The organism is Formosa sp. Hel1_33_131, assembly GCF_001735745.1.
Taxonomy (GTDB): Bacteria; Bacteroidota; Bacteroidia; order Flavobacteriales; family Flavobacteriaceae; genus Hel1-33-131.
Genome location: NZ_CP017260.1, coordinates 1,094,004 through 1,117,541, shown reverse-complemented (window position 1 = coordinate 1,117,541; position 23,538 = coordinate 1,094,004). Strand labels below are relative to the sequence as shown.

Annotated in this window: 21 protein-coding genes and 2 tRNA genes; 12 read left to right on the top strand and 11 right to left on the bottom strand. The window is 34.7% G+C overall.

All coding sequences use genetic code 11. The features are described 5' to 3' along the window. The first annotated feature begins 49 nt into the window (after positions 1 to 49). From mutS to FORMB_RS04950, 3 genes are all read left to right on the top strand, one after another. Positions 50 to 2,659 carry a DNA mismatch repair protein MutS gene (mutS, locus tag FORMB_RS04960; RefSeq protein WP_069676401.1) on the top strand — a complete coding sequence of 870 codons (2,610 nt, stop codon included), beginning with the start codon at positions 50 to 52 and terminating at the stop codon, positions 2,657 to 2,659. A gap of 87 nt (positions 2,660 to 2,746) precedes the next feature. Beyond that, a tRNA-Gly gene (locus FORMB_RS04955) sits at positions 2,747 to 2,818 on the top strand. Positions 2,819 to 2,847: 29 nt separating this feature from the next. Beyond that, a tRNA-Leu gene (locus FORMB_RS04950) sits at positions 2,848 to 2,931 on the top strand. A 440-nt stretch (positions 2,932 to 3,371) separates the two neighbouring features. Here FORMB_RS04950 and FORMB_RS04945 read toward each other — a convergent pair. From FORMB_RS04945 to FORMB_RS04910, 8 genes are all read right to left on the bottom strand, one after another. Beyond that, on the bottom strand, positions 3,372 to 3,653 hold the full coding sequence (locus FORMB_RS04945) for a type II toxin-antitoxin system RelE/ParE family toxin (RefSeq protein ID WP_069676400.1): 282 nt from the start codon (positions 3,651 to 3,653) through the stop codon (positions 3,372 to 3,374). A gap of 6 nt (positions 3,654 to 3,659) precedes the next feature. Then, on the bottom strand, positions 3,660 to 3,899 hold the full coding sequence (locus FORMB_RS04940; protein ID WP_069676399.1) for a hypothetical protein: 240 nt from the start codon (positions 3,897 to 3,899) through the stop codon (positions 3,660 to 3,662). 373 nt (positions 3,900 to 4,272) lie between these two features. Beyond that, positions 4,273 to 4,554, bottom strand: a complete 282-nt coding sequence (locus tag FORMB_RS04935) for a plasmid stabilization protein (RefSeq protein ID WP_069676398.1) — start codon at positions 4,552 to 4,554, stop codon at positions 4,273 to 4,275. Beyond that, positions 4,554 to 4,802: a hypothetical protein gene (locus tag FORMB_RS04930; protein WP_069676397.1), complete on the bottom strand. Its 249-nt coding sequence runs from the start codon at positions 4,800 to 4,802 to the stop codon at positions 4,554 to 4,556. Before FORMB_RS04930 ends, FORMB_RS04935 begins: the two co-directional genes overlap by 1 nt. 306 nt (positions 4,803 to 5,108) lie before the next feature. Then, positions 5,109 to 5,462 (bottom strand): type II toxin-antitoxin system HicB family antitoxin, encoded by a 354-nt coding sequence (locus FORMB_RS04925; RefSeq protein ID WP_069676396.1) that lies wholly within the window; start codon positions 5,460 to 5,462, stop codon positions 5,109 to 5,111. 2 nt (positions 5,463 to 5,464) lie between these two features. Then, positions 5,465 to 5,704, bottom strand: a complete 240-nt coding sequence (locus tag FORMB_RS04920; protein WP_069676395.1) for a type II toxin-antitoxin system HicA family toxin — start codon at positions 5,702 to 5,704, stop codon at positions 5,465 to 5,467. Between the two features lie 309 nt (positions 5,705 to 6,013). Next, positions 6,014 to 6,814, bottom strand: a complete 801-nt coding sequence (locus FORMB_RS04915; protein ID WP_083243910.1) for a Fic family protein — start codon at positions 6,812 to 6,814, stop codon at positions 6,014 to 6,016. A 140-nt stretch (positions 6,815 to 6,954) separates the two neighbouring features. After that, positions 6,955 to 7,434, bottom strand: coding sequence for a hypothetical protein (locus tag FORMB_RS04910; protein WP_069676394.1), 480 nt, complete (start codon positions 7,432 to 7,434; stop codon positions 6,955 to 6,957). 140 nt (positions 7,435 to 7,574) lie between these two features. Here FORMB_RS04910 and FORMB_RS04905 point away from each other — a divergent pair, with 140 nt between their 5' ends. Next, entirely contained in the window at positions 7,575 to 7,862 is a 288-nt protein-coding gene (locus tag FORMB_RS04905) for a helix-turn-helix domain-containing protein (protein ID WP_069676393.1), read from the top strand. 227 nt (positions 7,863 to 8,089) lie between these two features. Continuing rightward, positions 8,090 to 9,565, top strand: a complete 1,476-nt coding sequence (locus tag FORMB_RS04900; RefSeq protein WP_069676392.1) for a Fic family protein — start codon at positions 8,090 to 8,092, stop codon at positions 9,563 to 9,565. Between the two features lie 143 nt (positions 9,566 to 9,708). Here FORMB_RS04900 and FORMB_RS04895 read toward each other — a convergent pair whose 3' ends face one another. After that, a complete protein-coding gene (locus FORMB_RS04895; protein ID WP_069676391.1) occupies positions 9,709 to 10,188 on the bottom strand; it encodes a hypothetical protein in 480 nt (159 codons plus the stop codon). Between the two features lie 92 nt (positions 10,189 to 10,280). On the opposite strand from FORMB_RS04895, the gene FORMB_RS04890 reads away from it, so the two are divergent. Beyond that, positions 10,281 to 11,594 carry a hypothetical protein gene (locus FORMB_RS04890; protein WP_069676390.1) on the top strand — a complete coding sequence of 438 codons (1,314 nt, stop codon included), beginning with the start codon at positions 10,281 to 10,283 and terminating at the stop codon, positions 11,592 to 11,594. 131 nt (positions 11,595 to 11,725) lie between these two features. Here the strand turns inward: FORMB_RS04890 and FORMB_RS04885 are convergent, their stop codons facing one another. Further along, positions 11,726 to 12,769: an alkane 1-monooxygenase gene (locus tag FORMB_RS04885; RefSeq protein ID WP_069676389.1), complete on the bottom strand. Its 1,044-nt coding sequence runs from the start codon at positions 12,767 to 12,769 to the stop codon at positions 11,726 to 11,728. 334 nt (positions 12,770 to 13,103) lie between these two features. Between FORMB_RS04885 and FORMB_RS04880 the strand changes: the two genes are divergently transcribed. The 4 genes from FORMB_RS04880 (at position 13,104) to FORMB_RS13115 (ending at position 17,696) form a co-directional block, all read left to right on the top strand. Then, a complete protein-coding gene (locus FORMB_RS04880; protein ID WP_069676388.1) occupies positions 13,104 to 14,447 on the top strand; it encodes an OmpA family protein in 1,344 nt (447 codons plus the stop codon). Positions 14,448 to 14,576: 129 nt separating this feature from the next. Further along, positions 14,577 to 15,764 carry a glycosyltransferase family 4 protein gene (locus FORMB_RS04875; RefSeq protein WP_069676387.1) on the top strand — a complete coding sequence of 396 codons (1,188 nt, stop codon included), beginning with the start codon at positions 14,577 to 14,579 and terminating at the stop codon, positions 15,762 to 15,764. Positions 15,765 to 15,901: 137 nt separating this feature from the next. Next, positions 15,902 to 17,458 (top strand): T9SS type A sorting domain-containing protein, encoded by a 1,557-nt coding sequence (locus tag FORMB_RS04870; protein WP_069676386.1) that lies wholly within the window; start codon positions 15,902 to 15,904, stop codon positions 17,456 to 17,458. 67 nt (positions 17,459 to 17,525) lie between these two features. Continuing rightward, complete coding sequence (locus FORMB_RS13115) at positions 17,526 to 17,696, top strand: hypothetical protein (protein WP_197493499.1); 171 nt, start codon at positions 17,526 to 17,528, stop codon at positions 17,694 to 17,696. A gap of 75 nt (positions 17,697 to 17,771) precedes the next feature. Here the strand turns inward: FORMB_RS13115 and FORMB_RS04865 are convergent, their stop codons facing one another. After that, a complete protein-coding gene (locus FORMB_RS04865) occupies positions 17,772 to 19,574 on the bottom strand; it encodes a sensor histidine kinase (protein WP_197493498.1) in 1,803 nt (600 codons plus the stop codon). 249 nt (positions 19,575 to 19,823) lie between these two features. Between FORMB_RS04865 and FORMB_RS04860 the strand changes: the two genes are divergently transcribed. After that, on the top strand, positions 19,824 to 20,585 hold the full coding sequence (locus tag FORMB_RS04860) for a LytR/AlgR family response regulator transcription factor (RefSeq protein WP_069676384.1): 762 nt from the start codon (positions 19,824 to 19,826) through the stop codon (positions 20,583 to 20,585). Positions 20,586 to 20,697: 112 nt separating this feature from the next. After that, positions 20,698 to 23,502: a triple tyrosine motif-containing protein gene (locus FORMB_RS04855; RefSeq protein WP_083243909.1), complete on the top strand. Its 2,805-nt coding sequence runs from the start codon at positions 20,698 to 20,700 to the stop codon at positions 23,500 to 23,502. Positions 23,503 to 23,538: the final 36 nt, after the last annotated feature.

Here is a 23,538-nt window from a genome sequence, read left to right as displayed (position 1 = left end):
TAGCATTATTACTTCCGTACAAAAGTAAGGCATAAAAACAAGAACCCCATTGGCAAATAAAACGAAGAAAGTCACTCCTTTAATGAAACAATACAATGCCATCAAGGTCAAGTACCCTGATGCGTTGCTATTATTTCGGGTGGGCGACTTTTATGAAACTTTTGGAAGTGATGCCGTCAAGGCGTCCAAAATATTAGATATTATTTTAACCAAACGCGGCGCAGGCAGCGAAAGTGAAACCGAATTGGCGGGATTTCCGCACCATTCGCTCAATACCTATTTGCCAAAATTGGTCAAAGCAGGGGAGCGGGTCGCGATTTGTGACCAATTAGAAGATCCAAAACTCACCAAATCGATTGTGAAACGTGGGGTTACGGAACTCGTCACGCCAGGTGTGGCGTTGAATGATGAGGTTTTAAGTTCTAAAACTAATAATTTTTTAGCGGCGGTGTATTTTGGAAAAACAATCGGCGTGGCATTTTTAGATGTTTCTACGGGAGAATTTCTCACAGCACAAGGTTCGGCTGAATATATAGGTAAACTCCTTCAAAATTTTAACCCGAGTGAAGTCCTCATAGAAAAACAAAAACGAAGTATTTTTAATGACACTTTTGGTGCTAATTTCCACACCTTCTATTTAGAAGATTGGGTGTTTCAGGATGATTATGCGAACGAAACGCTTTGTAAGCATTTTCAGACCAAAACCCTTAAAGGCTTTGGAATTGAAGCCTTGGCGCAAGGAGTGGTGGCTTCTGGCGCGATCATGCATTATTTGGGGGAAACTCAGCACCACAAGCTGCAACACATTACCGCCATTGAGCGTATTTTAGAAGGTGATTATGTGTGGATGGATAAGTTTACCATCCGAAATTTAGAGCTTTACCATTCGACTAATGCCAATGCCGTAACCTTAATAGATGTGATCGATCACACGATTTCACCGATGGGTGGACGTTTGTTAAAACGTTGGTTGGCATTGCCCTTAAAATCACAAGAAAAAATAAAAGCGCGTCACGAAGTGGTGCAGTATTTTTTGGACAATGAAGTAGCGCTTCAGAAAACACAAAACTATATCAAACAAGTGGGCGATTTGGAGCGCCTGATCTCAAAAGTAGCCACCGCCAAAGTGAATCCACGTGAAGTGGTGCACTTAAAAAACTCTTTGGAAGCCATTGTGCCCATCAAAGCCTTGGCATCTAACTGTGAAAATGAAGATTTAAAACGCATTGGCGAGCAGATTCAAAGTTGTGAGTTGTTGCGAGAAAAAATAAAAGAAACGCTTAATGAAGATGCGCCTGTAAATATTCTGAAAGGAAATAGCATCGCCTCTTCTGCTTCTGAAGAATTGGAAAGTTTGCGTGCGATTGCATTTTCAGGGAAAGATTATTTAAATAAAATGTTGGAACGTGAGAGTGCGTCAACTGGGATTACATCGCTCAAAATCGCCTCCAATAATGTATTTGGCTATTATATTGAAGTTCGAAATTCACACAAAGACAAGGTGCCAGAAACGTGGATTCGAAAACAAACACTGGTCAATGCGGAACGTTATATTACGGAAGAACTCAAAGAGTATGAAAGTAAAATATTAGGCGCTGAAGACCGTATTTTAGTCATCGAACAAACGCTGTTTTCTGAGCTGGTTCTTTGGATGCATTCCTACATTTTACAGGTACAGCAAAATGCACAACTGATTGCACAATTGGATTGCTTGGGGTCTTTTGCGCATTTGGCACAACAAAATAATTATGTGTATCCAGAAATAGATGCCTCTTTTGATTTGGATATCAAACAAGGACGTCATCCGGTGATTGAAAAGCAGTTGCCGTTGGGGGAATCCTATGTGGCGAATGATGTGTTTTTAGACCGAGATACCCAGCAAATCATTATGATTACAGGGCCTAATATGTCTGGTAAGTCAGCTATTTTACGCCAAACGGCTTTGATTGTACTCCTGGCTCAAATTGGGAGTTTTGTGCCCGCCAAAAGTGCGCGTATCGGATTGATCGACAAGCTTTTTACAAGGGTAGGGGCGAGTGATAATATTTCGATGGGCGAATCGACCTTTATGGTGGAGATGAATGAAACCGCTTCCATCTTAAACAATGTGTCGGAACGTAGTTTGGTGCTGTTGGATGAAATTGGTCGGGGGACGAGTACCTACGACGGGATTTCAATTGCCTGGGCGATTAGCGAATACTTGCACGAACATCCCTCACATGCCAAAACCTTATTTGCAACCCACTACCATGAGTTGAATGAAATGACGGAAACCTTTGACCGCATTAAAAATTACAATGTGTCTGTCAAAGAACTGAAAGACAATGTCTTGTTTTTAAGAACTCTGGTAAAGGGTGGTAGTCACCACAGTTTTGGGATTCATGTGGCAAAAATGGCAGGGATGCCACCACAGGTCTTACACCGGGCGCAACAAATCCTGAAGCAGCTGGAGAAATCACATTCGAGCGATGAGCTGACGGCCAAAGTCAAAGACTTGGACAGTGAGATGCAACTGAGCTTTTTTAATTTGGATGATCCCATGCTAGAGGCTTTAAAATCTGATATAGAGGCGATTGATATTGATACGTTGACACCCGTTGAGGCCTTGATGAAATTGAATGAAATCAAGCGGATGTTGACCAAAAAGAAAAGAGCATAAAAAGTTTAAAAAAACTTTGCTATTCTAAGAATTGTATTAAATTTGCACCTCTCTATACAATAGTAGAGAAACGTTCATTAAAAAATTGCGAAAGTAGCTCAGGGGTAGAGCATCACCTTGCCAAGGTGGGGGTCGCGAGTTCAAATCTCGTCTTTCGCTCTGATACTTTTTTTAAAACATACCAAGATGCTGAAGTGGTGGAATTGGTAGACACGTTGGACTTAAAATCCAATGTCCCTTGGGACGTACGGGTTCAAGTCCCGTCTTCAGTACAAAAGCCTCTCTTAATCTATTGATTTTGAGAGGTTTTTATTTTTTAGGGCAATAAAAAGGGCAATATTTATTTTATTGGATCTGAATTAGCATTAATTAAAATAATATTTAGCCTTCTTAATTTTGTTCTCCATTTTACAACGTCATAAACTTGACACATTTCAATATAAATAATGTCATAAACTTGACAAATAACTCTCTTTAAAACCTTGACTTACAATAGTTTACAGGAGCCTACAAACAGGTTAACCTAAACAAATATACAAAGAAGGTTAAAAGAGTTTTTAAAGAAGAAAAAATATTGATTTTACTGTTATTGTATTTTGAGCGAATATAATTTAAAAAAGAAAACGCATTCCTTTCCCCTTTTTTGAGACTTGTTTCCGCATAGCGGTATATTTAAGTGTTTATCTGATCGGTTATTTAGATTTTAAGTTTTTTATTTAAATAATTCAGAATGAGAACCTATTCTAACGAGCTTAACTGTATTCGGATTTTCAATTTGAACCCATATAATTAACAAATCTGGTTTGATATGACACTCCCAATTATCTTTATAATTTCCTGTTAATTTGTGGGGACGCATAATTATTGGAACTCCAAAAACCCCTTCTTTTTCAAGGATTTTTAATAGTTTAACGGCAAGTACATATTCTTTTTTGTTACTTTTTATTTTTTTTAAATCCTTTTTAAACTTAGTTGTAAAATCTAATTTGTACATTTTATTTTAAAGTGTTTCAAGCCATCTATCAAGGTTTTCGATGGTTCCCAAATTTCCATTTCTAGCCTCTTCTATGGCTTGTTTGGTTTCATCATTAGGAATGTTACCTACATCCCTTAACATTAATATCTCAACATAATTATTGAGGCTTCTTCGCTGTGCTTTCGCTTTCTCTCTGACAAGCTCTAAAAGTTCATGATCGAACCTAAAAGCAGTCTGAACTTTGAAACTTTCCTTTTTCCCCATAATTCTAAAAATTCTATTAATTAATATTTATTACATCCATAATTAAGAACAGAACAAAAATACAAAATAACACCCTGTTATACAAATAGTATCACAATATTATTTTGTGTTATTTTTCCTTTTGCAGCTTTTATAGTAATTTTTTATTTTCCATTAAGTGAATGTGTTTGTCACACTAAGAATTGTTTAATTCTTGCTAATCTTCATCTGTCCTTTGTAAGCTTCACAAAATTTTCACTTAGCCCTCTTGTAGATCCTAAGTTCTAATCTTTGCTTGTTTCAAAGTACTATTTAAAAATTAGCCTTGGTTGTATTATTAGCCTGTACCATTATGTGGATCAAGGCCAACGATCGGTTATTTAAACGTTTATTTTCATTTTGCCCCCTTTTTTGGAAACACCTTATATATATCATTTCGCTTTACGAAACGTGCAAGCTCTACACTTTCAAATTCCTTATACATTCCAACTCTATAATCACCAATTCGTGATCTATAAGCCATAGAATAGCCTTTTAGTTTTTTGATGTTTTCAACATCTTCTAATAGGTTTGCTCCTTTAATTTCAAGAATCAAAATCTTAATTTTATTCTTAATTTTTTGATCTTTAATTTTTTTTAAATCAGAAAGGAAACTCCTTAAATATATAACTTTCATTAGCTAAGTTCTTTCATAATTTCTTCTTCGCTAACAATATCATTTCTGTCCGATTGTTGCATTAATAATAAAAGTCCTAAATCTTCTTTTTCTTCTTCTGATAAGGAATTTAAACGTTCTTTTTCTTTGGATTCAACAAAAAATGAAATTGCTTTTTCCATAAGCTTTTTAACGCTAATTTCTTCAACTGCAGAAAGGAACTTTAACTTTTTTAAAACGTTATCGTCAATGTCAATATTTTTTCTCATAAGTTAATTATTTATACAAATATACAAATTATACATTATATACATAATGTGTTTTTTATGTTATTTCCCTAAGTGAATGTGCTTATCACAATATGAATTGTTTAATTCTTGCTAATCTTCATCTGTCCTTTGTAAGCTTCACAAAATTTCACTTAGCCCTCTTGTAGATCCTAAGTTATAAGCTTTATTTCACTGCACAATCAAAAAATTAGCATTTGTTTCGAAAATAATGCAGCGGCGTCGGCTTTTTTCAAAATGTTGATTCTGGGATTCAGCGGAGCTAAGTCCTAGCTTTTTTTTAGGAGTTTAGCCTAATACTTTATCTTCATTTGTTATAAAGAAATCAAATGCTTTATTTATAACTTCATTTAATTTCATCTTATTTTTTTCTGCGATCATTGATAAGGCTCTATGATTATCTTTAGAGGTACGAACATTAAAGACGCCTTTAAATGTTTTATTTGGTTCTTTGTTTACTTCTTTACAAGTCGCTAAATAATCTTCAACAGCTTCCTTAAAATAGGTGTTTAATTCTTCAACCGATTGAGCTTCATAATTAACTAAATCATCTATTCCTATAATTTTTCCATAAAGACAATTATCTTCGTTACTATATTCTACAGTTCCTAAATAGCCTTTATATTCTAATGTGTTTTTCATAATTATAGTTTTTCTAATAATTGCTTAATCATATACTTTTTAATAATCTTAGTAGGGTGCGGTTTATGTAAATTTATAACGTCTTTTAGTTCATTTACAAATTTTCGTCGAGAACCCCCTGTTTTACCTTTTTTTGATAATTCAAAATACCCCAAATAATTTAATATTTTAACGAGTTCATCCCACGTTAAATCATTAGGAATACTTTTAAATTTTTCTAAGAGTTTTTCTGTCTTACTCATAAACAAATATATAAAAATTAGTGTAACTAAAAAACAGTTACACTAATTTTTTATATTAATCAAGGGTTTTATAGGAGCTAATTTTATACGTTAGCTTGTTCAGGCTTCACAAAATTTCACTTAGCCCTCTTGCAGATCCTAAGTTATAAGCTTTATTTCACTGCACGATCAAAAAATTAGCATTTGTTTCGAAAATAATGGAACGACGTCGGCTTTTCTCAAAATGTTGGTTCTGGGACTCAGCGGAGCTAAGTCCCGTCTTCAGCAAAAAACCTTCTATTAATCTATTGTATTTTGAGCGAATATAATTTAAAAAAGAAAATTCATTCCTTTCCCCTTTTTTGAGACTTGTTTCTGAGAGAGTTCCTCTATTTTTTCTAATAGATTTTTAGTTGTTTGATCAAACATAAATTTCCTGAAAATAGTAATGTCTTTCTGATTTCGAGTGTCTTCTAAGGCCGTAAAATAGTCTGATTTGTTTTCTAAATAGATCGCTGTTAACGGAATTTTATGGTAGTGCTGTACATAGTTCATCAAAAGCCGACTGAGTCTTCCATTTCCATCCGCAAATGGATGAATTGAAACCATCTGAAAGTGGGCGTCAAAAGCTAATTCATTGATTTGTTGAAACCCTTTTACTGTATTAATAGTGTCATTAATATAGTTTAATAACTCATTAACTTTTTCTGGAACTTTTTGGTAATCCATAAACGTCGTATTGCCCGCTCTCACTGTCACTTTTCTGTAATCCCCCTTTGAGGAATCAAAATTACCTGCCATAGACGATATTTCCGAGCCTGTTTTATCCATTATTAAGGATGCTATTTTTCTAATAATAACATCGGACAGTTCTGTTTTAGACGCTGCTAAACCAATCACGTATTTTAAAGCTGCATAATGATCAATAGCCATCAACGTATGCTCTAAGGGTTTATTTTTAGGGGTTAAATTTTCGCTTAATAATAGATAAGTTTCTTCCTTACTAAGTGTAGATCCTTCAATTGAGTTTGAGTGATGAACAATCGCAAATTGATTGAATTTGTCAAAATCAAAATCATCCTCTTTTTTTAGGTCTAAATACGTTTCATATAATTTTAAAAGAGAATTCATTTATGAATTATTTAATTCTTCAGAAATTGTAATACTAAATTTTGATATATCCAAATATACTATTAAAATAGGATTCTAATTATTTTTTTACGCCTAGATGTCTCCATTCACATAAATCAAACGCTATATCAAATGTGATTTTATGTAGCGTGTTCGTTGTCATTTGCTTTAATCAATTCGTTTATTTCACCCTTGGTGAATGGTTCGGCATTTGGTAGGCATTCGTTCCACAATGTTAAGTTGTTAGCACTAAAACCATAGGTGATGTTGTATTCTTGTTTGGTGAATGGTTCGGCATCTGGCAGGCATTCGTTCCATAAAATGAAGTCCTTAGCACTCAAGCCATAGGTGTTGCTGTATTCCTGTTTGCTGAATGGTTCTGCATCTGGTAAAAGCCGATTCCATATGATTACGGCTAGGGCATCACATCCTTTGGTATTGGCATATTCTTTTTTGGTGTAGGCTTCCCTGCCGTTTAAAAAAAAGTTCCAATACCTTTTAGCATCGGGGTCGCAACCTTTGGCGGCGGCGTGCTGCTGTTTGGTGTAGGGCACTGGTTTCCCCTCTTTTAGGGCTTTCTGATTGGCATCTGTAAGTTGTTTGGCGGTTTGGGGTTTCATGGTTTTTAGATTTTGATTTCTATTGCGTCACTTTATGACTACAAATGTACTGTAATTAGGCACAATTACAAACAATATGGTACGTTTTATTTGTTTAGTGACGTAATTTGTATATTTGCTTAAACTTAAAAACGTTATTCATGGATTTTTTAAACATCAAAGAACAAATTAAAAAGAAAGGCTATACGTATGAGGGGTTTGGGATTGAAGTAGGTATGTCAAGGGGTAGCATTAATCGCATTATTATTGGTTCTCAAACACCTAGTTTTGAAATGCTCGGTAAGTTTGCGGATACTTTAGGTATAGAGGTAATGGACTTATTTAAACCCGTCAGAGGAGATAAAAGTCCTAAAGAGATTATAGATACGATAAGGGGCGAAATGGATAATTTAGAGGCACTTTGTGATACATTAGCCAAAACGCGCTAAGTCGTTTTTTTTTAATCTTTTATTTCCACGCGCTTCTATGATTTGAAATAGCTAAGTAGATCTATTGTTGAAAAACCTGAACTTTTTCAACTCAGTCATATTGGAGAAAATCTATCGAAATTGAACTTATATTAGGAAATTTGCATTTCCCTATAATGGAAATTATTTGTAAAAAATAGCGCTATATTGGAAAAAAGTTATCAAATTTGTTGAGTTAAGTCGTTGTAATGGAAAAAAACAGTCAAATACATCTCCAAGAAATCATTTACGGATCTAGCGATTCAAATATTTCAAGACAGATATCTAAGTTAAAAAAAGAGGGTAAGATTAGAAAACTCGCTTCAAAAATTTATACTTCTAATTTTGAAGATACCTCAGAAAACATTATTCAGCGAAACATTTTCTCCATTCTCGGAAATCAATATCCAGGATCTATATTAAGTCATCGATCTGCATTTGAGTTTAAACCAACGGCTACAGGGCAATTATTTGTAACCTACAAATACACAAAAAAAGTAAAGCTTCCCGGCGTAACGATTCGTTTTATAGAGGGTTGGACTGCTATTGAAGGGGATCACTTATTTTCAGGAAGTTTGATGGTTTCTCAAAGAGAGCGTGCATTACTTGAAAATTTACAAACCTCAAAACGACCTGGGTCAGATTCTAAAACACTTCCATTTCCTCAAATAGAAGAAAAATTAGAACAGATTATACGTGTTAATGGAGAAGATGAATTGAATAAAGTAAGAGATAGAGCAAGAACGATTTCAGAAGAAATTGGAATGCAAAAGGAATTTAAAAAACTCAACCAACTAATTAGTGCATTACTAACGACCAAACCATCTGACATATTAAAGTCTCCTGTTGCAACTGCAAGAGCTTATGGGCAACCCTATGATTCAAATCGAATAGCGTTATTTGAATACTTGTTTAGAGAATTACAACAACAAGAATTCAAGAATTTAGAGGAGCAAAACAGCACTACTGGAGCGTATCGTAATTTTGCGTTTTATGAAAGTTATTTCTCAAATTATATTGAGGGTACTGTTTTTGAAATTGAAGAAGCAAAACAGGTTATTGCAACGCAACAACCCTTGCCAGCCAGAAATGAAGATTCGCATGATGTTTTAGGAACCTATCAATTGGTTTCCAACCCTAGAGAAATGAAAATTGTTCCAAGTTCAAAAGAAGAGTTCATTGACATTCTAAAATACAGACATCAAACTTTATTAAGTGCTAGAGACGATAAGAAACCAGGAAAGTTTAAAGACAAGAACAATCGTGCTGGTAATACATCATTTGTAGACATGGAATTGGTTGTTGGTACGCTTCATAAAAGTTTTGATTATTATCAGGCGCTAACGCATCCTTTTGCGAAAGCGGTCTATATGATGTTTGTCATCAGTGAAGTGCATCCGTTTTTAGATGGTAACGGCAGACTGGCTCGCGTGATGATGAATGCAGAATTGGCCTGCGCAGCACAAACGAAAATAATTATACCTACGGTCTATCGAGAGGACTATTTAGGCGGTTTGAGGCGGCTGAGCAGAGATCAAGAAGCCGCTGTTTATATACGCATGCTCAATAGAGCACAGGCTTTTAGTCATACGCTTTTAGGAGAAGACATGGGTGGTATGGAATCTGTATTACAGCAGAGTAATGCCTTTATGGAGAGTGATCAAGGAGTGCTCAAAATTAAATAGCAATACACATTTTTTGATTAAGTTGAATCTAATTTTGTTTTCAGCAACGAATGAAGCTTGCTTTAGTGTGTGAATCAGCCCAGTATGCATAAAAAAACCTCACAATATTGCGAGGTTTTAATACTAAAAAAATACAACAATAACTACTGTCGTTCCCAAATTTGTATAACTTCACCAGTATCATGCGTAAATTGCGATTTATCACTGCTAAATTCAAAGTAAACAATTTCTTCATTAGGTTCTTCGTCTGCTGGGTCAAAAAACAAATAATTTCCTTGAGATCCAATTTGTTCCCAATTTCCACCCAAAGACAATAATTCTTCCGATCGTACTGGATCAAATTCATTAGTTCCTCCAATGCATTCATAAAAGTACATATCCAACTTTCCATTCGAATACGCAAAAATTTTGCTCGGAAGTTCTGGATCTAATTCACCTAAACAAGCTCTTACATTATTCGATCCATCTTCAAAGAAGTACCTCTCTTCAGAAATTTGTTGCCATGCCCCTATCATTGGTTCATTGGGGTCAAAGGCAGTGCTGTTGTTGTTTCCATCTCCATCGTCATCTCCGCATCCTATGAGTAGTAATGGCAGCATAAGTAAAATAATAATTTTCTTCATATCAAAAGTTTTTAAATTTAGTTTGTAAATCTAATTGAGTTAAGCAGTATTTTCATGAATTTTTAGTACATTACACTATATATCCTGTATTTATGATGCCTTTAGTAATCGCTTTTTTCTTGTCATTTGTAAGTCCCTCTTATTCAGAGTTACCGAGCGGATCATTTTTTAGTTTCCACTCAAAAGAATTCTTTTATACCGTTGATTCTGATTCTGTGTTTGTTACCAAAAACGGAAAATCTTACGACACATGGGCTCATAAAATGGATTGGCCACATTTTGATTTCGATGCGATTCATCGCCCCAACGAAACAATTTTAGTAACAAAAGGGGGTGGGGTTCTGTATCGGTTCAAAGACAATGCTTTTGAGCGTTTGGATAAGTCTTTTGAACATCGAAATAAGTTTAAATCTTTTGATTTTACGTTTGATAATAAAATACATTCCTTTGGAGGTTATGGTTTGTTTATGACTAATCCCAATCTCACTTTTTTTAATGAATTAAATCAGGAATGGAGTGAATTTTTTTACCATCCAGACTCAAAAATTCCTGCTCCGAGACAACGTATATTCGGGCAATTGGAGGATTCTTTTCTGTATGTTGCCGGAGGAACCAACAAACGGGTTAATGAGCAACTTGAGTTGAGTTATAATGTTTTGAAGGATGTTTGGAAATTAGATTTAAACACTCATTTTTGGACCTACTTGGGCAAAGCTGATTTTGATTTTTCTGACAACTCTAGTAATCTATTTCTACCGTCTACCCTAAAAGTTTCTTACAATAGTGGAACCCTTGCGATATGTCGTGGGGAGGTGTTTTTGTTTGATATTAAAAACAATGTCATTAAAAAATTTATGGATGTCAATCCAATTCTTTTTGAGAGTATTGACCGTATTGATTTCAATCCATCTACCAATCTTTTTATGATTTCGAAATTGAAACACAATTCTCAATCGTATCGCTTTGTTTTTATGACGCCTTTAGAGTTGTTAGGTTCCTCTACAAATGAATATCAACTGTACCAAAAAGATATTCAATATGGATTGTATATACTTCTATCACTGTTTTTGATGATTGCCCTCTTTTTTGTGTATTTAAAAATACAGCCCAAAAGCAACTATAGTATCATCGTAAAGAGATCCAACAATATCCGTAAAGAACTAAGTTCAGAAGACTTTAGTGTTTTAGAACTCCTACTTAAGGAACACCCAACTGCTGTCGATTTTCCGTCAATTTTAACTTTTTTTGAACCCAATTTGTCCTACGAATCTCGCGTTAAAAAATTACGACTCTCAATACATCGCATCGATAAAGTGCTCTCAATTTACACAAAATCTAAAGGGGCTGTTTTAAAGTTTAGACAAAACAAAGATGATCGACGTATCAAAGAAGTTTTTTTAAACTAAGTCCCGTAAACAGTTGAGGAACTTGACAAAATCAATAGATTAAGACAGGTCTAAATATGTTTCATGTAATTTTAAAAAAGAATTTATTTATGAATTATTCTCTTCAGAATAGATAGTTCAATTCACAACCTTTAGTTCTTCTTCATTTCTTCTGGTACTCGTGGATTCATGATTTTAAACCAAAGTGGTGGGATAAAACTTAAGAGAATAGAAGCGGGGTAGCCCAGCGGTAAAGTTGGACTTTGGTCATAACTGTTTAGCAGTTGGTATTTTTTGGAGGACTTAAAGTGGTGGTCGCTATGCCTTGTCAATTCATACAACACAATTCTTCCAATTTTAAAGTTAGAATTCCATGAATGCTGCGGTTGCACGCGTTCGTACCGTCCAGAAGGCGTTTTAAAGCGTCTCAATCCGTAATGCTCAATATAATTGATGCTCTCTAAAAACAGAAAAGACACCACTCCAACAGCGATGGCAAATAGCATCGCATCAAATGAAAAGATATAGAACACTCCAAATATATAGGTGGGTTGAATCAAATGATACCAAAGCATGTCATTTTTCACAGATAAGAATGGGCGATTTTGAGTTTTTAAAAGTTTTATTTGACAGTTCCAAGCATCTACGTATTGCTTTGTCACAGAGGTGACCCAAAACGAAAATACGGTCTGGTTGTATTTTGCTGTAGCGCCGTCGTTTGGAGTCGCCACATTCAGATGATGACCAAAGTTGTGCTCTATATAAAAATGCATATACAAGCAGGGCATGTATAGGAGTTTTCCCATAAATCGCTCAAAGTAAGGTGTTCTGTGTCCTAGTTCGTGCGCCACATTAATGGCGTTGGTTGCCAATAAAATTCCTGCGGAGAGGCCCAATCCAATGAGTTCATAAACGGCGTATTCTTGTGTTTGAATTTTTGAAAAAACAAGCCACAAAAGACCAAAAACAATGGGTAGATTTAAATACAACATCACATCAAAAACCCAGCTTGTTTTTTTGTTATTCGCTTTTTCTTTGGATATATTTTCAGATCCTTTTCCAGTAATGAGGTCGAGAAAAGGGAGTATTATGAAAGCGTAAATAACGGAAGTGTAGGTTCCTAGCCCCATGGATTCAAATGAGATGAACGCCGAAAGTGGTACTGTATAAGCAAAAAGATACTTTAAATTTCTCATCACTTAAAGATATACAAAAATAAATTAAGAGTTGCTCTCTGATACATCTTCAAAATTTCCAGTTCTAGCATATAGTTTGTGCAGAAATGAGTTGTTGTGTGTAATATATTGACTTTGAAGTGTTTTTATTTTAGTATTAACGATTTTTATACTTCAAACGCAATGCCTTAATTATACCGTTTGTTACGTCAAACAGCCGTTTATTACGTCAAATAGCCGTTTGTTACATTAAGCTAGTATCTTTCGTTTAAGCTTGCTTTCTTTGTTTGTAAAACCATGAAATGAAATTGCTTTTTAAAACAAGGCAAGACATAATATAAACCCCAAATTCAGCATGAAAAAACTTGCACTACTTTTATTTTTTATCGGAGGACTTGTATCAGCACAAGCCCAAGAATCTATATCCACGGACTCTATAAATAAGACGAACAAAGGGCTTCTTTTAAAACTAGGACTCAATTTAGTCGATAGTACAGGAAAATATAATCCTTTTGAGTTTTTAAGCAGCTTTGATGAAATGGCCTTTTCTGAAAATTTCAATATTGAACTAGAGTATCGATTCAGTAACTCCTTAAGTCTATCTGTCGCTTGGAGTAACAATAAATGGAAAGCGAACAAAGGAAGAATAGATGGGGCAATTATTCCCTCTGATGTCAAATATTCAGCGATAGATTTGGATTTGAAATACTATTACAATCAATCCTTTGGAGGTTGGTTCGATCGCAATGATTGGTTAGAACTCTATCTTCATGGTGGAGTTGGAAGAGTCTCGCAAGCAGATCAATCTGGAATGACTTTAAATGTTGGACCAGGTGTTAATATTTGGTTTTCGGATCAATTTGGCCTCAATCTAAATGGGACAGGGAAATGGACGTTAAATAAAGAGGAATATAACTCCAATCATTTTCAATACTCTACATCTTTAATGTATCGATTTGCTAGCAGAGATAAGGATGATGACAATGATGGTGTCAGAAATAAAATGGATGATTGTCCTAATGTATCTGGGGTTGCACAAAACAATGGATGCCCAGAAGAAGCTGATAGCGACGGAGATGGCGTAGTTGATGCTATGGATAAATGTCCTGAAGCATATGGAACCGATAACGGTTGTCCTGAAGTTTTAATGGAAGCTGACACAGATGGAGATTCTGTTTTAGATTCAGCAGATAAATGTCCAAAAATCAAAGGCTTGCCAACAAACAATGGATGCCCTTTACTTGATAGTGATAATGACGGCATCGTAGATGTAGCGGATAAATGTCCAAATGTTCCAGGAGTAGAGTCTAATAACGGTTGCCCTTACGAAGAAATAGAGATTGGCTCGACAAAAACAAATTTAAATATTGTGTCTAAAGGAATATTATTTAATTCAGGAAACTCTAATTTCAGACAAGAATCCTACCCTGTTTTAATTAAAGTTGTTGAAATGATGAAACAACATCCAGAAGCTCAGTTTAAGATAGAAGGACATACAGATAGTTCCGGAGGGTATGATTCTAACAAGCGTTTGTCTCAAACAAGAGCGAATGCGGTTCGCAACTATCTAATAAGTAGTGGCATCCCCTCAGAAAACCTCATTGCCGAAGGGTTCGGAGAAACTAGACAGGTGGCTTCAAATTTAACAGGAGAAGGAAGACGCCTTAACAGACGGGTAGAAATTATTAGAACAAAATAAATAAAATGATCTCCACCTCTTTTTTAAAAGATTGTGGATTCATGAACTCTACAGGAGTCTAACAGCTTAACAAGAAGATTTTTGTAGCGTCCTAAAACATGTTATTACTAATTGTTAACTGTTTTAAATATGACTGAAACTTTTACCTTATTTATGCTTTCGGAATTTAGTACAAGAATTTGGATCAATGACCTATTGTTTTCACATCCAATATTTCTAAAATCAACAAGTGTAACTCCAAATATCTATTTGTTTGTTTTAGTGTTTGGAATTGCTTTTTTTACAGCCCAATGGTTGATCCCTCAAGCGATTCGATTTGCACACAGATTTCAATTAGTGGACCATCCTGATTTAAGAAAAAAACATATAAAATCGACACCTATTTTGGGAGGGGTTAGTGTATTTGTGAGCGTTGTTTTCGCATTGTCCCTCACAAGCTTACTTTTATACAGCTACCCTAGTATTGATATAGATTTTAAAATAGTTTTTGGTTTGTGTAGTGCTGTTTCACTGATGGTATTTTTTGGACTTAAAGACGATATATTTGAAGTAAGCCCTTTAGAAAAAGTAATTTTTCAAATCATTACAGCTCTTTTTGTAATCATTTCATGTGAAATACGAATTGATAATTTTGATGGGCTTTTTGGAATTTATGAACTGCCTACTGTTTTTAGTTACGTTTTTTCTGTATTTGTATTTGTAATCGTCGTGAATGCTTTTAATCTAATTGATGGTATTGATGGTTTGTCAGCGTCTGTAGGTTTAATTAGCACCCTATGCTTTGGTATATTTTTCTTTTTAAATGATTTAGTGATTCAGTCCGTAATTATGTTTTGTTACTCTGGGGCATTAACCTCATTTTTAATATTTAATTTCAAAAAGCGTTTATTTTTAGGAGATAATGGCTCAATGAGTTTAGGGGTGGTCATTGCTTTTGGCGTTTTTTCGGTCATTACAGCCACTAATGGAGCCAACCTTGTTGGAGGAACAGGCTACTTTATTAACAATGCAAGTGTAATCGTTTTAGCTTTAATAAGTTTCCCGTTATTGGATACCCTTCGTGTATTTTGCGTGCGATTGGTGCAAGGCAAAAGCCCTTTTATACCCGACAGAAATCATTTACACCACCACCTTACATATTTAAATTTCTCTCATTTTGAGAGCACACTTATAATCGTGATTTACACGATTATAATTACAGGGATTGCCCTAGCATTAAGATCTTGGGATATTACCAGTCATTTTTTTGTAATGTTATTTTTATCATCTTTTGTTTATCTCATATCATGGATATCAAAAAGAAGGCTTAATACATAATAACACTTTGAAGACTTGACCGATTATAACATTAAATCAACCGTTTGTTACACGAAACAGCCGTTTGTTACATAGCTATAGGTTAATCCCTTTAAGAAACTTAATTTGCGTTCGGAATTACCTTAAATAAAAATATCATGAAAAAACCTACTTTACAAATATCAATCTTTGCAATCTTTTTTAGCCTGTCAGCTTTCGCTCAAGATTTGAATGTAGCTGCAGGTGGTCAGATGTATATCTCCCCCACAGCATTTGTCCATGCGTCAAGTAACGTTGGTATTGACTCTAATGGTGAGCTTATCATGGACTCAGTGTCCGATGATTTTTCTGACCTTTTTGTTGTTGGGTCTTCTACAGGAACTGCAGAGTATCGTCATTTCACAGGCTCTTCTGCCACCAGGGATTTAGTCTCCCCACCAGTAAGTGGTCAAACCTTTGCCTCATTTGCGACTGCAAATACTGGGAAAATTGCTACAGGAACCATTACTACTTCTAACCTAATGTATGGTCCATTCGATACTGCAAATGGAGTATACGTAGAGTATGCAGCTGCAGATGTCACACCGTTAGTGGCTGCCAAAGGCTATCGTGCAGGTAGTATAGGTGGGCAAACATTGGCTTACAAAGGGGTTGTAAGCACTTCCGATGTTGGTATAACTATTGTTCATGCTCCTGGAGTTTATGTGGCTGGTACATACAAAGAAAGTAACCTCGTTGGAAATCCTTTTACTACACATATTAATGCGGGAGCGATAGTAACAGCATTGGGTGCTGCTAGTGCCGTCATTGACCCAACATATGCTGCTATTTACGGGTATGATGGGGCAGCAACTGCAAGTGCTAGTACTTGGAAAGTAATAAACAGTCTTACAAGTACGGAATTGATCACTCCAGGACAAGGGTTTATAATTATATCCACTGCTGCTGGAGGCACATTCAACTTTCCTAAATCAGCTAGAACAGTGAGTACTTCTGCACAAGATAATTTTATCCCTGGAAGTCAGGTAAATAGTCGTTCATCTTTTAAATTAAAGTTAACCAAAGATGCTAATGTTTATGACACGTCACTTTACTTTATTGATGCATATGGTTCACGCGGCTTAGACGTGACCTTTGATGCAGGGTCTTTAGGGTCTGATATAGGAACTCATTTAGTAGAAAATTCTCAAGGTTATAATTTGGCCATACAAGCGCTATCTACTAGTGATTTAACAGCAACGGATTATGCCATTCCTTTGGAGGTGAATGTTGCAGCAGGTCAGGAAGCAACGATTAGTATCGACGATTTAGACGTTCCTTCAGGTACGAGATTTTATTTAGACGATAGAGTGCGAAACGTTCAAACGTTACTAACCTCTAACGATTATACGTTTATACCTTCATCTGACTTAAGCGGAATTGGACGTTTTTATTTAGGCACAACTTCATCCACTTTTTCAAGCCCTTACACGGCACTCAACTCTGTTGAGATTTTCTCATCGGCTACTACAAAAAAACTAATCGTTCAGGGTCAATTAAGGCATGACTCGACATTAATATTATATGATATAAGAGGCCGCGTGATACAAACGCATCAATTGGAAGCTTCTCAAACAAAACATGAGATTGATGTGTCTAACGTAAGTTCGGGAGTGTATGTTGCAAACTTGAACAATAAACACCAATCTAAAACAACCAAGTTAGTTATCAAATAAAGACTCATTTTAAGACGTAAAAGGCTTAAATGTAAATATTTCGCACTAAATTTCAACTTACAAATTCATGAAGAAATCAAATAATAATAAAAACCAAATCACTCGCAAAGAAGCCCTTTCTAAAATGGGGAAATATGCAGCACTAACCGCTATAGGAACGTTTATAGCTCTCAACCCAAGAAAGTCGCAGGCCGTATCATTGCCCCCACCATCTAATGATGGGATTTTTGACGACTAAAACATAGAACAGCTTAAAAAACAATAATCAAATCGCATAAAAAAAGCATTACACTAAATTTAGTGTAATGCTTTTTTATGACTTTAACAGAGGGACAGTAAGAGTTACAACTGTACCGCCATCTGATTTTATTTCAAATTTTATGGGAGTCTTGTAAAGCTTTGAGGTTGCTTTTATAACGTCTTTAGTGATTTTCATTCCATGTAATTTTTCAGAATACATTTTTTCTGTATCAATCCCCACACCATTGTCTTTCACACAGATCACTAAACAGTTTTTCTCTATTTGATGTGTTAGAGAAATTAATCCCTTACTTTTCACACCCTTAAAGGCATGATTTACAGAATTTTCTAAAAAAGGCTCTATAATCCCAGGAGGGACTTTCCACCCCTTAATAATTGGGTCGTTAAGATCCATAATATTACACTCAAATCTATCTGAAAACCGTAACAGCTCTAAATACATATAATCCTTACAGATATTATATTCGGACTGATAGGATACTAAATCTTTACTCATATTATCAAGTGTAGACCGTAACAGCGTCGCCATTTTTGTAAGTGCATTAGAAGCGCTTTCAATATCTTTTTTGGCGATAAAATAATTGATGACAGATAATGCGTTAAATGTGAAGTGAGGTTTAAACTTTGATCTCAATACATCAACTTTCATTTTTTCGTTCTTATATTCCAAAGACTCTCTTTCTTTTACACTTTGAAAATAAAAAAATATAAAAATCGAAAACACTAAGAAGAATGCAAGCCCAACAGATGTTATTGTTTTTTGGTACTTGAGGTCATTTTTAGATTGTTCTTTTTCTAGTTTATCAGCTTTCTTTTTTGTCTTCGCCTCTAAGTCTGTAACATCTTTCACAAAACTTAAATACTTTTCAATTACGAGTAATTGTTTATCGTGTTGCTGTTGTTTAAGGGAACTTAACTTCGTGTTGTAAAATTTGAATGCACTTATATCACCACTATGTGTTTTAACATCAATAATTGCCTCCAAGGATTCATGGAGTTGATACATTTTTTTATTGTCTTCAAAATAGTTCAATGCTTTAAGGTACATCTTGTCGGCTGTGCCAAAGCGACGTTCTAAGGCATAGCGATGTCCCATATTGAGGTATAAAATATGTTCGTTGAAACTGTTTTTCCCTTTAAATTTCTCTAAGAGGATAGGGAATAGACTGTCCACTTTAGAGAGTTGTAGGTTATTTCGATACGCAACCAAAAGTTCATGGGTATGCTCACTTTTTTTGGCATGAATCAGTTCTTTTTTGTGATTGTTTTGAGACCGATACCATCGTGTCAATATTAAATTTTTTGTTTGTTTTGGGAGGTCGTATGTGTTCAGGTAATATAACAGACTATCATTTTGTGTTTTTTGCAAATAGTGTAGTCTGTGTTTTTGATGCAATCGAATATCGTTATCGTTAAAAGGAATTGTTTTTAGAATTTCAAAATAGCGATTAGAATAATATTTACTAAGACCTATAGAGGCTTTTGATGAATTGTATTGAGATAAATAGAATTCACTCATATTGAGATAACAAAGAAGGAGAAGTCTAGGGTGATTTTTTAAGTACTCGTACTCTTTAATCATCAGGTCTTCCAAAACATCCACCGAGCCTTTGTTTTTTTCTATTTGCTGAAATGTGAGATCTACAAAAAGAGAATCTTCTTTTAAAGACCAAGCCTCATTTCTAAGCTTATTGAAGATACTATCAGAGTTCTGAGTGTTTTGATTGTCAAGAGATGCATTTATTTTTTCAATAAACGCATCTCTTGTAGTGGCTTTCTGAGCATTTATCCAATTCGTACACACACTTAACAAGCTAATACTTGTTATTGCCCAAATTGATCTTAAAATTTTCATTAAATCATCCATTTTGCTAAACAAAAACTAAAGTTACACAATTACTTTTTAAGAACAAATGAATTCACCTTATTATAGTGTTTTATAGTAGTTTCAAGGCTTTTTTAATAGTTTTTAAGTTATTTTCCCTATTTTTGTATTGTAACCTACTTATCTAGAGTATAATAAATTTTTAACTAATTGTTCTTTGAGTAGTTATACATTATGTATTATTTGAGTCACTAAATCGCGTTCTTATCTTAATTTATTATGTCAAAAATCAGTGCTGTACTCGTCGATGACGAAATTAAAAACAATGAATTATTAAACATTTATTTAGATAAATATTGCCCTATAATTGAAGTAATAGCAATCGCTACTACTGTTGAGAGTGCAATCACTACAATCAACGACTTACAACCCAAACTTATTTTCTTAGACATTGTGATGCAAGACGGCACGGGGTTCGATGTGCTTGAAGGTATAGATTATGAGGATTATTCCGCGGTGTTTATAACAGCTTTTCAGGAGTATGCAGTATCCGCCTTCAAATTTAATGCCATTGATTTTCTTCTAAAGCCAATTGATCCAAAGGATTTGATGACAACAGTAAAAACACTTGAAGACAATCTTAAGAACAAACTCTTTACGACCAACCCTCAATTAGAATCTGCCAAAATTTCTATTGAAGCCAAAACTTCTGATTATAATTTTATTGCAATTCCTTCCACAAAAAAAATCGACTTCATTAAGATAGATGATATTTTATACTTTGAATCAGATGGAAGATACACTATAATTCATCTAATTGACAAGACAACCTTTTTTGTTTCTAAAAACATTGGAGAGTATGATAAGATTTTAGCTCCAAGGTATTTTTTTAGAATCCATAAAAAATACTTGATAAACCTTAAGTATATTGTAAACATCAATAATGCCGATGGCAGTAACTGCGAGTTAATTGGCAATCTTATATTGCCCGTTGCCAAACGAAGAAAAGAGGATTTAGTATCCTTTTTAAACATTAAGTAATCTTGATTCTTAGAGTAGCGCTATTGACATCTCCGATGGTTTTATAGTGTTATCCTTCGTTGCTATTAGCTTAAATTTCAAATTTTCATTACCTTGTGCCTTTCGAATCATTATGAGGATTATTAAGTATATATTAGTTTTATTAGCCTCTTTGGTGATTTCTGCCCAAGAGCACCCTCCTGTAATGGCTTATAATCCAGATGCCTATGCTGCTCAAAATCAAAACTGGAGTATTTCTCAGACCTCGGATCAAACCATGTATTTTGCCAATAACTCCGGATTATTGGAGTATGATGGTATGAATTGGAAACTTTATCCAGTCCCAGACAACTCTATTGTAAGATCGGTAAAGGCAATTGACGACTTAATTTACACAGGGAGTTATATGGATTTTGGTGTTTGGAAACGAAATAATAAAAGCATCTTAGAGTACACCTCTTTAGTACAGCAATTAGGTATTGAGTTAGACGAAGACGAACAGTTTTGGGACATTATTAAATTAGATGATTGGTTAATTTTTCAATCTCTTTCCAGGATTTATTTAGTGAACGAACTCACAAAAGAAACAACTTTTATAGAATCTGATCATGTCATCTCAAATATATTTGAGGTGGAAGGGGTCTTGTTTTTTAACCAGCTAAATAAAGGATTTTATAAAATAATTGATGGAAATGTTGAGCTTGTTAGTGAAGATGTAAGGTTGACATCTAATAACCTTGTGGGCGTATTTGAGCTTAATAACCAATTATTAATTATCACGGCATCCAATGGGTTTTATCTCCTAGAAAACAAGAAACTAACCCCATGGAAAATAGACCCTAAAGTTGACCTGAATTCACTTACAATATACAGCACCACTAAGTTAAGTGACAACAGTATTGTTATAGGGACTGTTTCCAACGGACTGTACCACCTAAGTCCAAACGGGATGCTTAAATATGATCTTAACTTTGAGAAGGGTCTCAGTAATAATACGGTATTATCTGTTTTTGAAGACTACCAAAATAACTTATGGCTAGGGCTTGATATTGGAATTAGCCATATAAATCTGTCCTCTCAGTTTATTATTTGTAACGATACAAAAGGAGCCATCGGTACCGTCTATACTTCTGTGCTATTTGAAGATTATTTATACTTAGGGACAAATCAAGGACTGTTTTATAAACGGAGAGACAAGAACTCTGGCTTTACTTTTATAGAGGGTACAAATGGTCAAGTGTGGAATCTTAAGGTTATTGACAACCAAATTTTCTGTGGACATGACCGCGGAACCTTACTCATCAAAAACCAAAAACTACAATACAGTATAGGTCAATCCCTTGGAACGTGGGACTTTAAACTCCTTAAAGAGAACCCAAACATCATATTACAAGGAAATTATAACGGCTTAAGCCTTTTAGAGAAAACGGAAGGGCGGTGGCGTTATAGGAATAAAATTAAAGGGTTTGATATCTCAAGTCGTTTTTATCAACACATAGGAGATCAAATATATGTGAACCATGAATTAAGAGGTTTATATGAGCTCACTTTAAACAAAGATTTAACTGAGGTCTCTAAAGTTTCTAATATTACTCCAATCACCAAGGGTAATGGCTCCAACTTTCTAAAATTCTCTAAAAACTATTATTACACCTCGTCTGAAGATGTTTACAAATTCAATCCTACAGATCATTCCTTCATTGAATCAGAGCCTTTCAAAGAAGTCTTAAAAGAGTACTCAACACGTACCACCATTATGGATGTCAAGGACTCTGAGGGACTTAAATGGTGCTTTGCAGATGACAATATTTTAATCATTAGTGCAGGAAGTGTTACGCAAACACCAAAAGTTGAAATCATTCCAGTTGCGATATCAAACTTTAAAAAGGTTGTTTCTGGTTTCGAGAACCTCACAAAAATTGGGACAGATGAGTATCTTCTAGGCTCTGCTTATGGTTATTTTATTTTTAATTCAGACACACCAAAACCAAATCACCTTTATAATTTAAAAATCAACTCTGTTGAGGCCAGTAAAATTAATGAAGATAAATTTCGACTCAACTCTACAGATCCAAAGATTTTAGACTCCGAAAACAATAATATTTATATTAATTACAGCATTCCTCACTACGACAATGTAGTCAGTAAAAAATATTCTTACAAGCTAATAGGGTGGTCCAATTCTTGGTCGGATTGGCAAGCTGAATCCCAACAAGTATTTGAAAACCTGCCTTTTGGGAGTTATGAGTTTAAAGTTAAAGGGAAAATAGGGAATTCCGAAACTCTCAATACCGCCTCCTATTCTTTTGTTATCAACCGCCCCTGGCACCTTTCAAATGCTGCAATAACTCTTTATGTAATCTTTTTTATTATTTTATGGATCCTAATCCATAACCTATACAAACGGTATTACAGAAAACAACAACAACAACTTCTTCAGAAATCTCACGAACAACTTGCACTCAAAGAACTTGAAACCTCTCAAAAATTCATGCAGTTAACCAACGAGAAACTGAAACTTGACATTGAAAGTAAGAATCGAGAGTTGGCAGTCTCTACAATGAGTTTGATTAAAAAGAACGAGTTCTTGAATAGCATCAAAAGTGAATTAAAGGAAAAAGATAATCAACAGGATATCAAGAAGGTAATCAGGATTATTGATAAAAATCTAAACAATACAGACGATTGGAAGCTATTTGAAGAAGCCTTTAACAATGCGGACAAAGACTTTCTAAAACTTATCAAAGAAAAGCACCCAGTACTCACCCCAAATGACCTTCGTTTGTGCGCCTACTTACGACTAAATCTATCCTCTAAAGAGATAGCGCCACTGCTAAATATATCCCCGAGAAGTGTAGAGGTAAAACGATATCGTTTGCGAAAAAAAATGGATTTACCCCATGAATCTAGCTTAACAAATTATATTTTAGAAATATAATAACCCTACAGCTCGCTTTTTTACCCATACAAATCC

Bases quoted from the DNA above. Each gene is read 5' to 3' on its own strand.
- FORMB_RS04915 (WP_083243910.1), bottom strand. From the start codon at position 6,814: ATGAATTCTCTTTTAAAATTATATGAAACGTATTTAGACCTAAAAAAA.
- FORMB_RS04870 (WP_069676386.1), top strand. From the start codon at position 15,902: ATGAAAAAACCTACTTTACAAATATCAATCTTTGCAATCTTTTTTAGC.
- FORMB_RS04860 (WP_069676384.1), top strand. From the start codon at position 19,824: ATGTCAAAAATCAGTGCTGTACTCGTCGATGACGAAATTAAAAACAAT.
- FORMB_RS04925 (WP_069676396.1), bottom strand. From the start codon at position 5,462: ATGAAAAACACATTAGAATATAAAGGCTATTTAGGAACTGTAGAATAT.
- FORMB_RS04895 (WP_069676391.1), bottom strand. From the start codon at position 10,188: ATGAAGAAAATTATTATTTTACTTATGCTGCCATTACTACTCATAGGA.
- FORMB_RS04880 (WP_069676388.1), top strand. From the start codon at position 13,104: ATGAAAAAACTTGCACTACTTTTATTTTTTATCGGAGGACTTGTATCA.
- FORMB_RS04865 (WP_197493498.1), bottom strand. From the start codon at position 19,574: ATGAAAATTTTAAGATCAATTTGGGCAATAACAAGTATTAGCTTGTTA.
- FORMB_RS04920 (WP_069676395.1), bottom strand. From the start codon at position 5,704: ATGAGTAAGACAGAAAAACTCTTAGAAAAATTTAAAAGTATTCCTAAT.
- FORMB_RS04935 (WP_069676398.1), bottom strand. From the start codon at position 4,554: ATGAAAGTTATATATTTAAGGAGTTTCCTTTCTGATTTAAAAAAAATT.
- FORMB_RS04885 (WP_069676389.1), bottom strand. From the start codon at position 12,769: ATGAGAAATTTAAAGTATCTTTTTGCTTATACAGTACCACTTTCGGCG.
- FORMB_RS04945 (WP_069676400.1), bottom strand. From the start codon at position 3,653: ATGTACAAATTAGATTTTACAACTAAGTTTAAAAAGGATTTAAAAAAA.
- FORMB_RS04890 (WP_069676390.1), top strand. From the start codon at position 10,281: ATGATGCCTTTAGTAATCGCTTTTTTCTTGTCATTTGTAAGTCCCTCT.
- FORMB_RS04930 (WP_069676397.1), bottom strand. From the start codon at position 4,802: ATGAGAAAAAATATTGACATTGACGATAACGTTTTAAAAAAGTTAAAG.
- FORMB_RS13115 (WP_197493499.1), top strand. From the start codon at position 17,526: ATGAAGAAATCAAATAATAATAAAAACCAAATCACTCGCAAAGAAGCC.
- FORMB_RS04855 (WP_083243909.1), top strand. From the start codon at position 20,698: ATGAGGATTATTAAGTATATATTAGTTTTATTAGCCTCTTTGGTGATT.
- FORMB_RS04940 (WP_069676399.1), bottom strand. From the start codon at position 3,899: ATGGGGAAAAAGGAAAGTTTCAAAGTTCAGACTGCTTTTAGGTTCGAT.
- FORMB_RS04875 (WP_069676387.1), top strand. From the start codon at position 14,577: ATGACTGAAACTTTTACCTTATTTATGCTTTCGGAATTTAGTACAAGA.
- FORMB_RS04900 (WP_069676392.1), top strand. From the start codon at position 8,090: ATGGAAAAAAACAGTCAAATACATCTCCAAGAAATCATTTACGGATCT.
- FORMB_RS04905 (WP_069676393.1), top strand. From the start codon at position 7,575: ATGGATTTTTTAAACATCAAAGAACAAATTAAAAAGAAAGGCTATACG.
- FORMB_RS04910 (WP_069676394.1), bottom strand. From the start codon at position 7,434: ATGAAACCCCAAACCGCCAAACAACTTACAGATGCCAATCAGAAAGCC.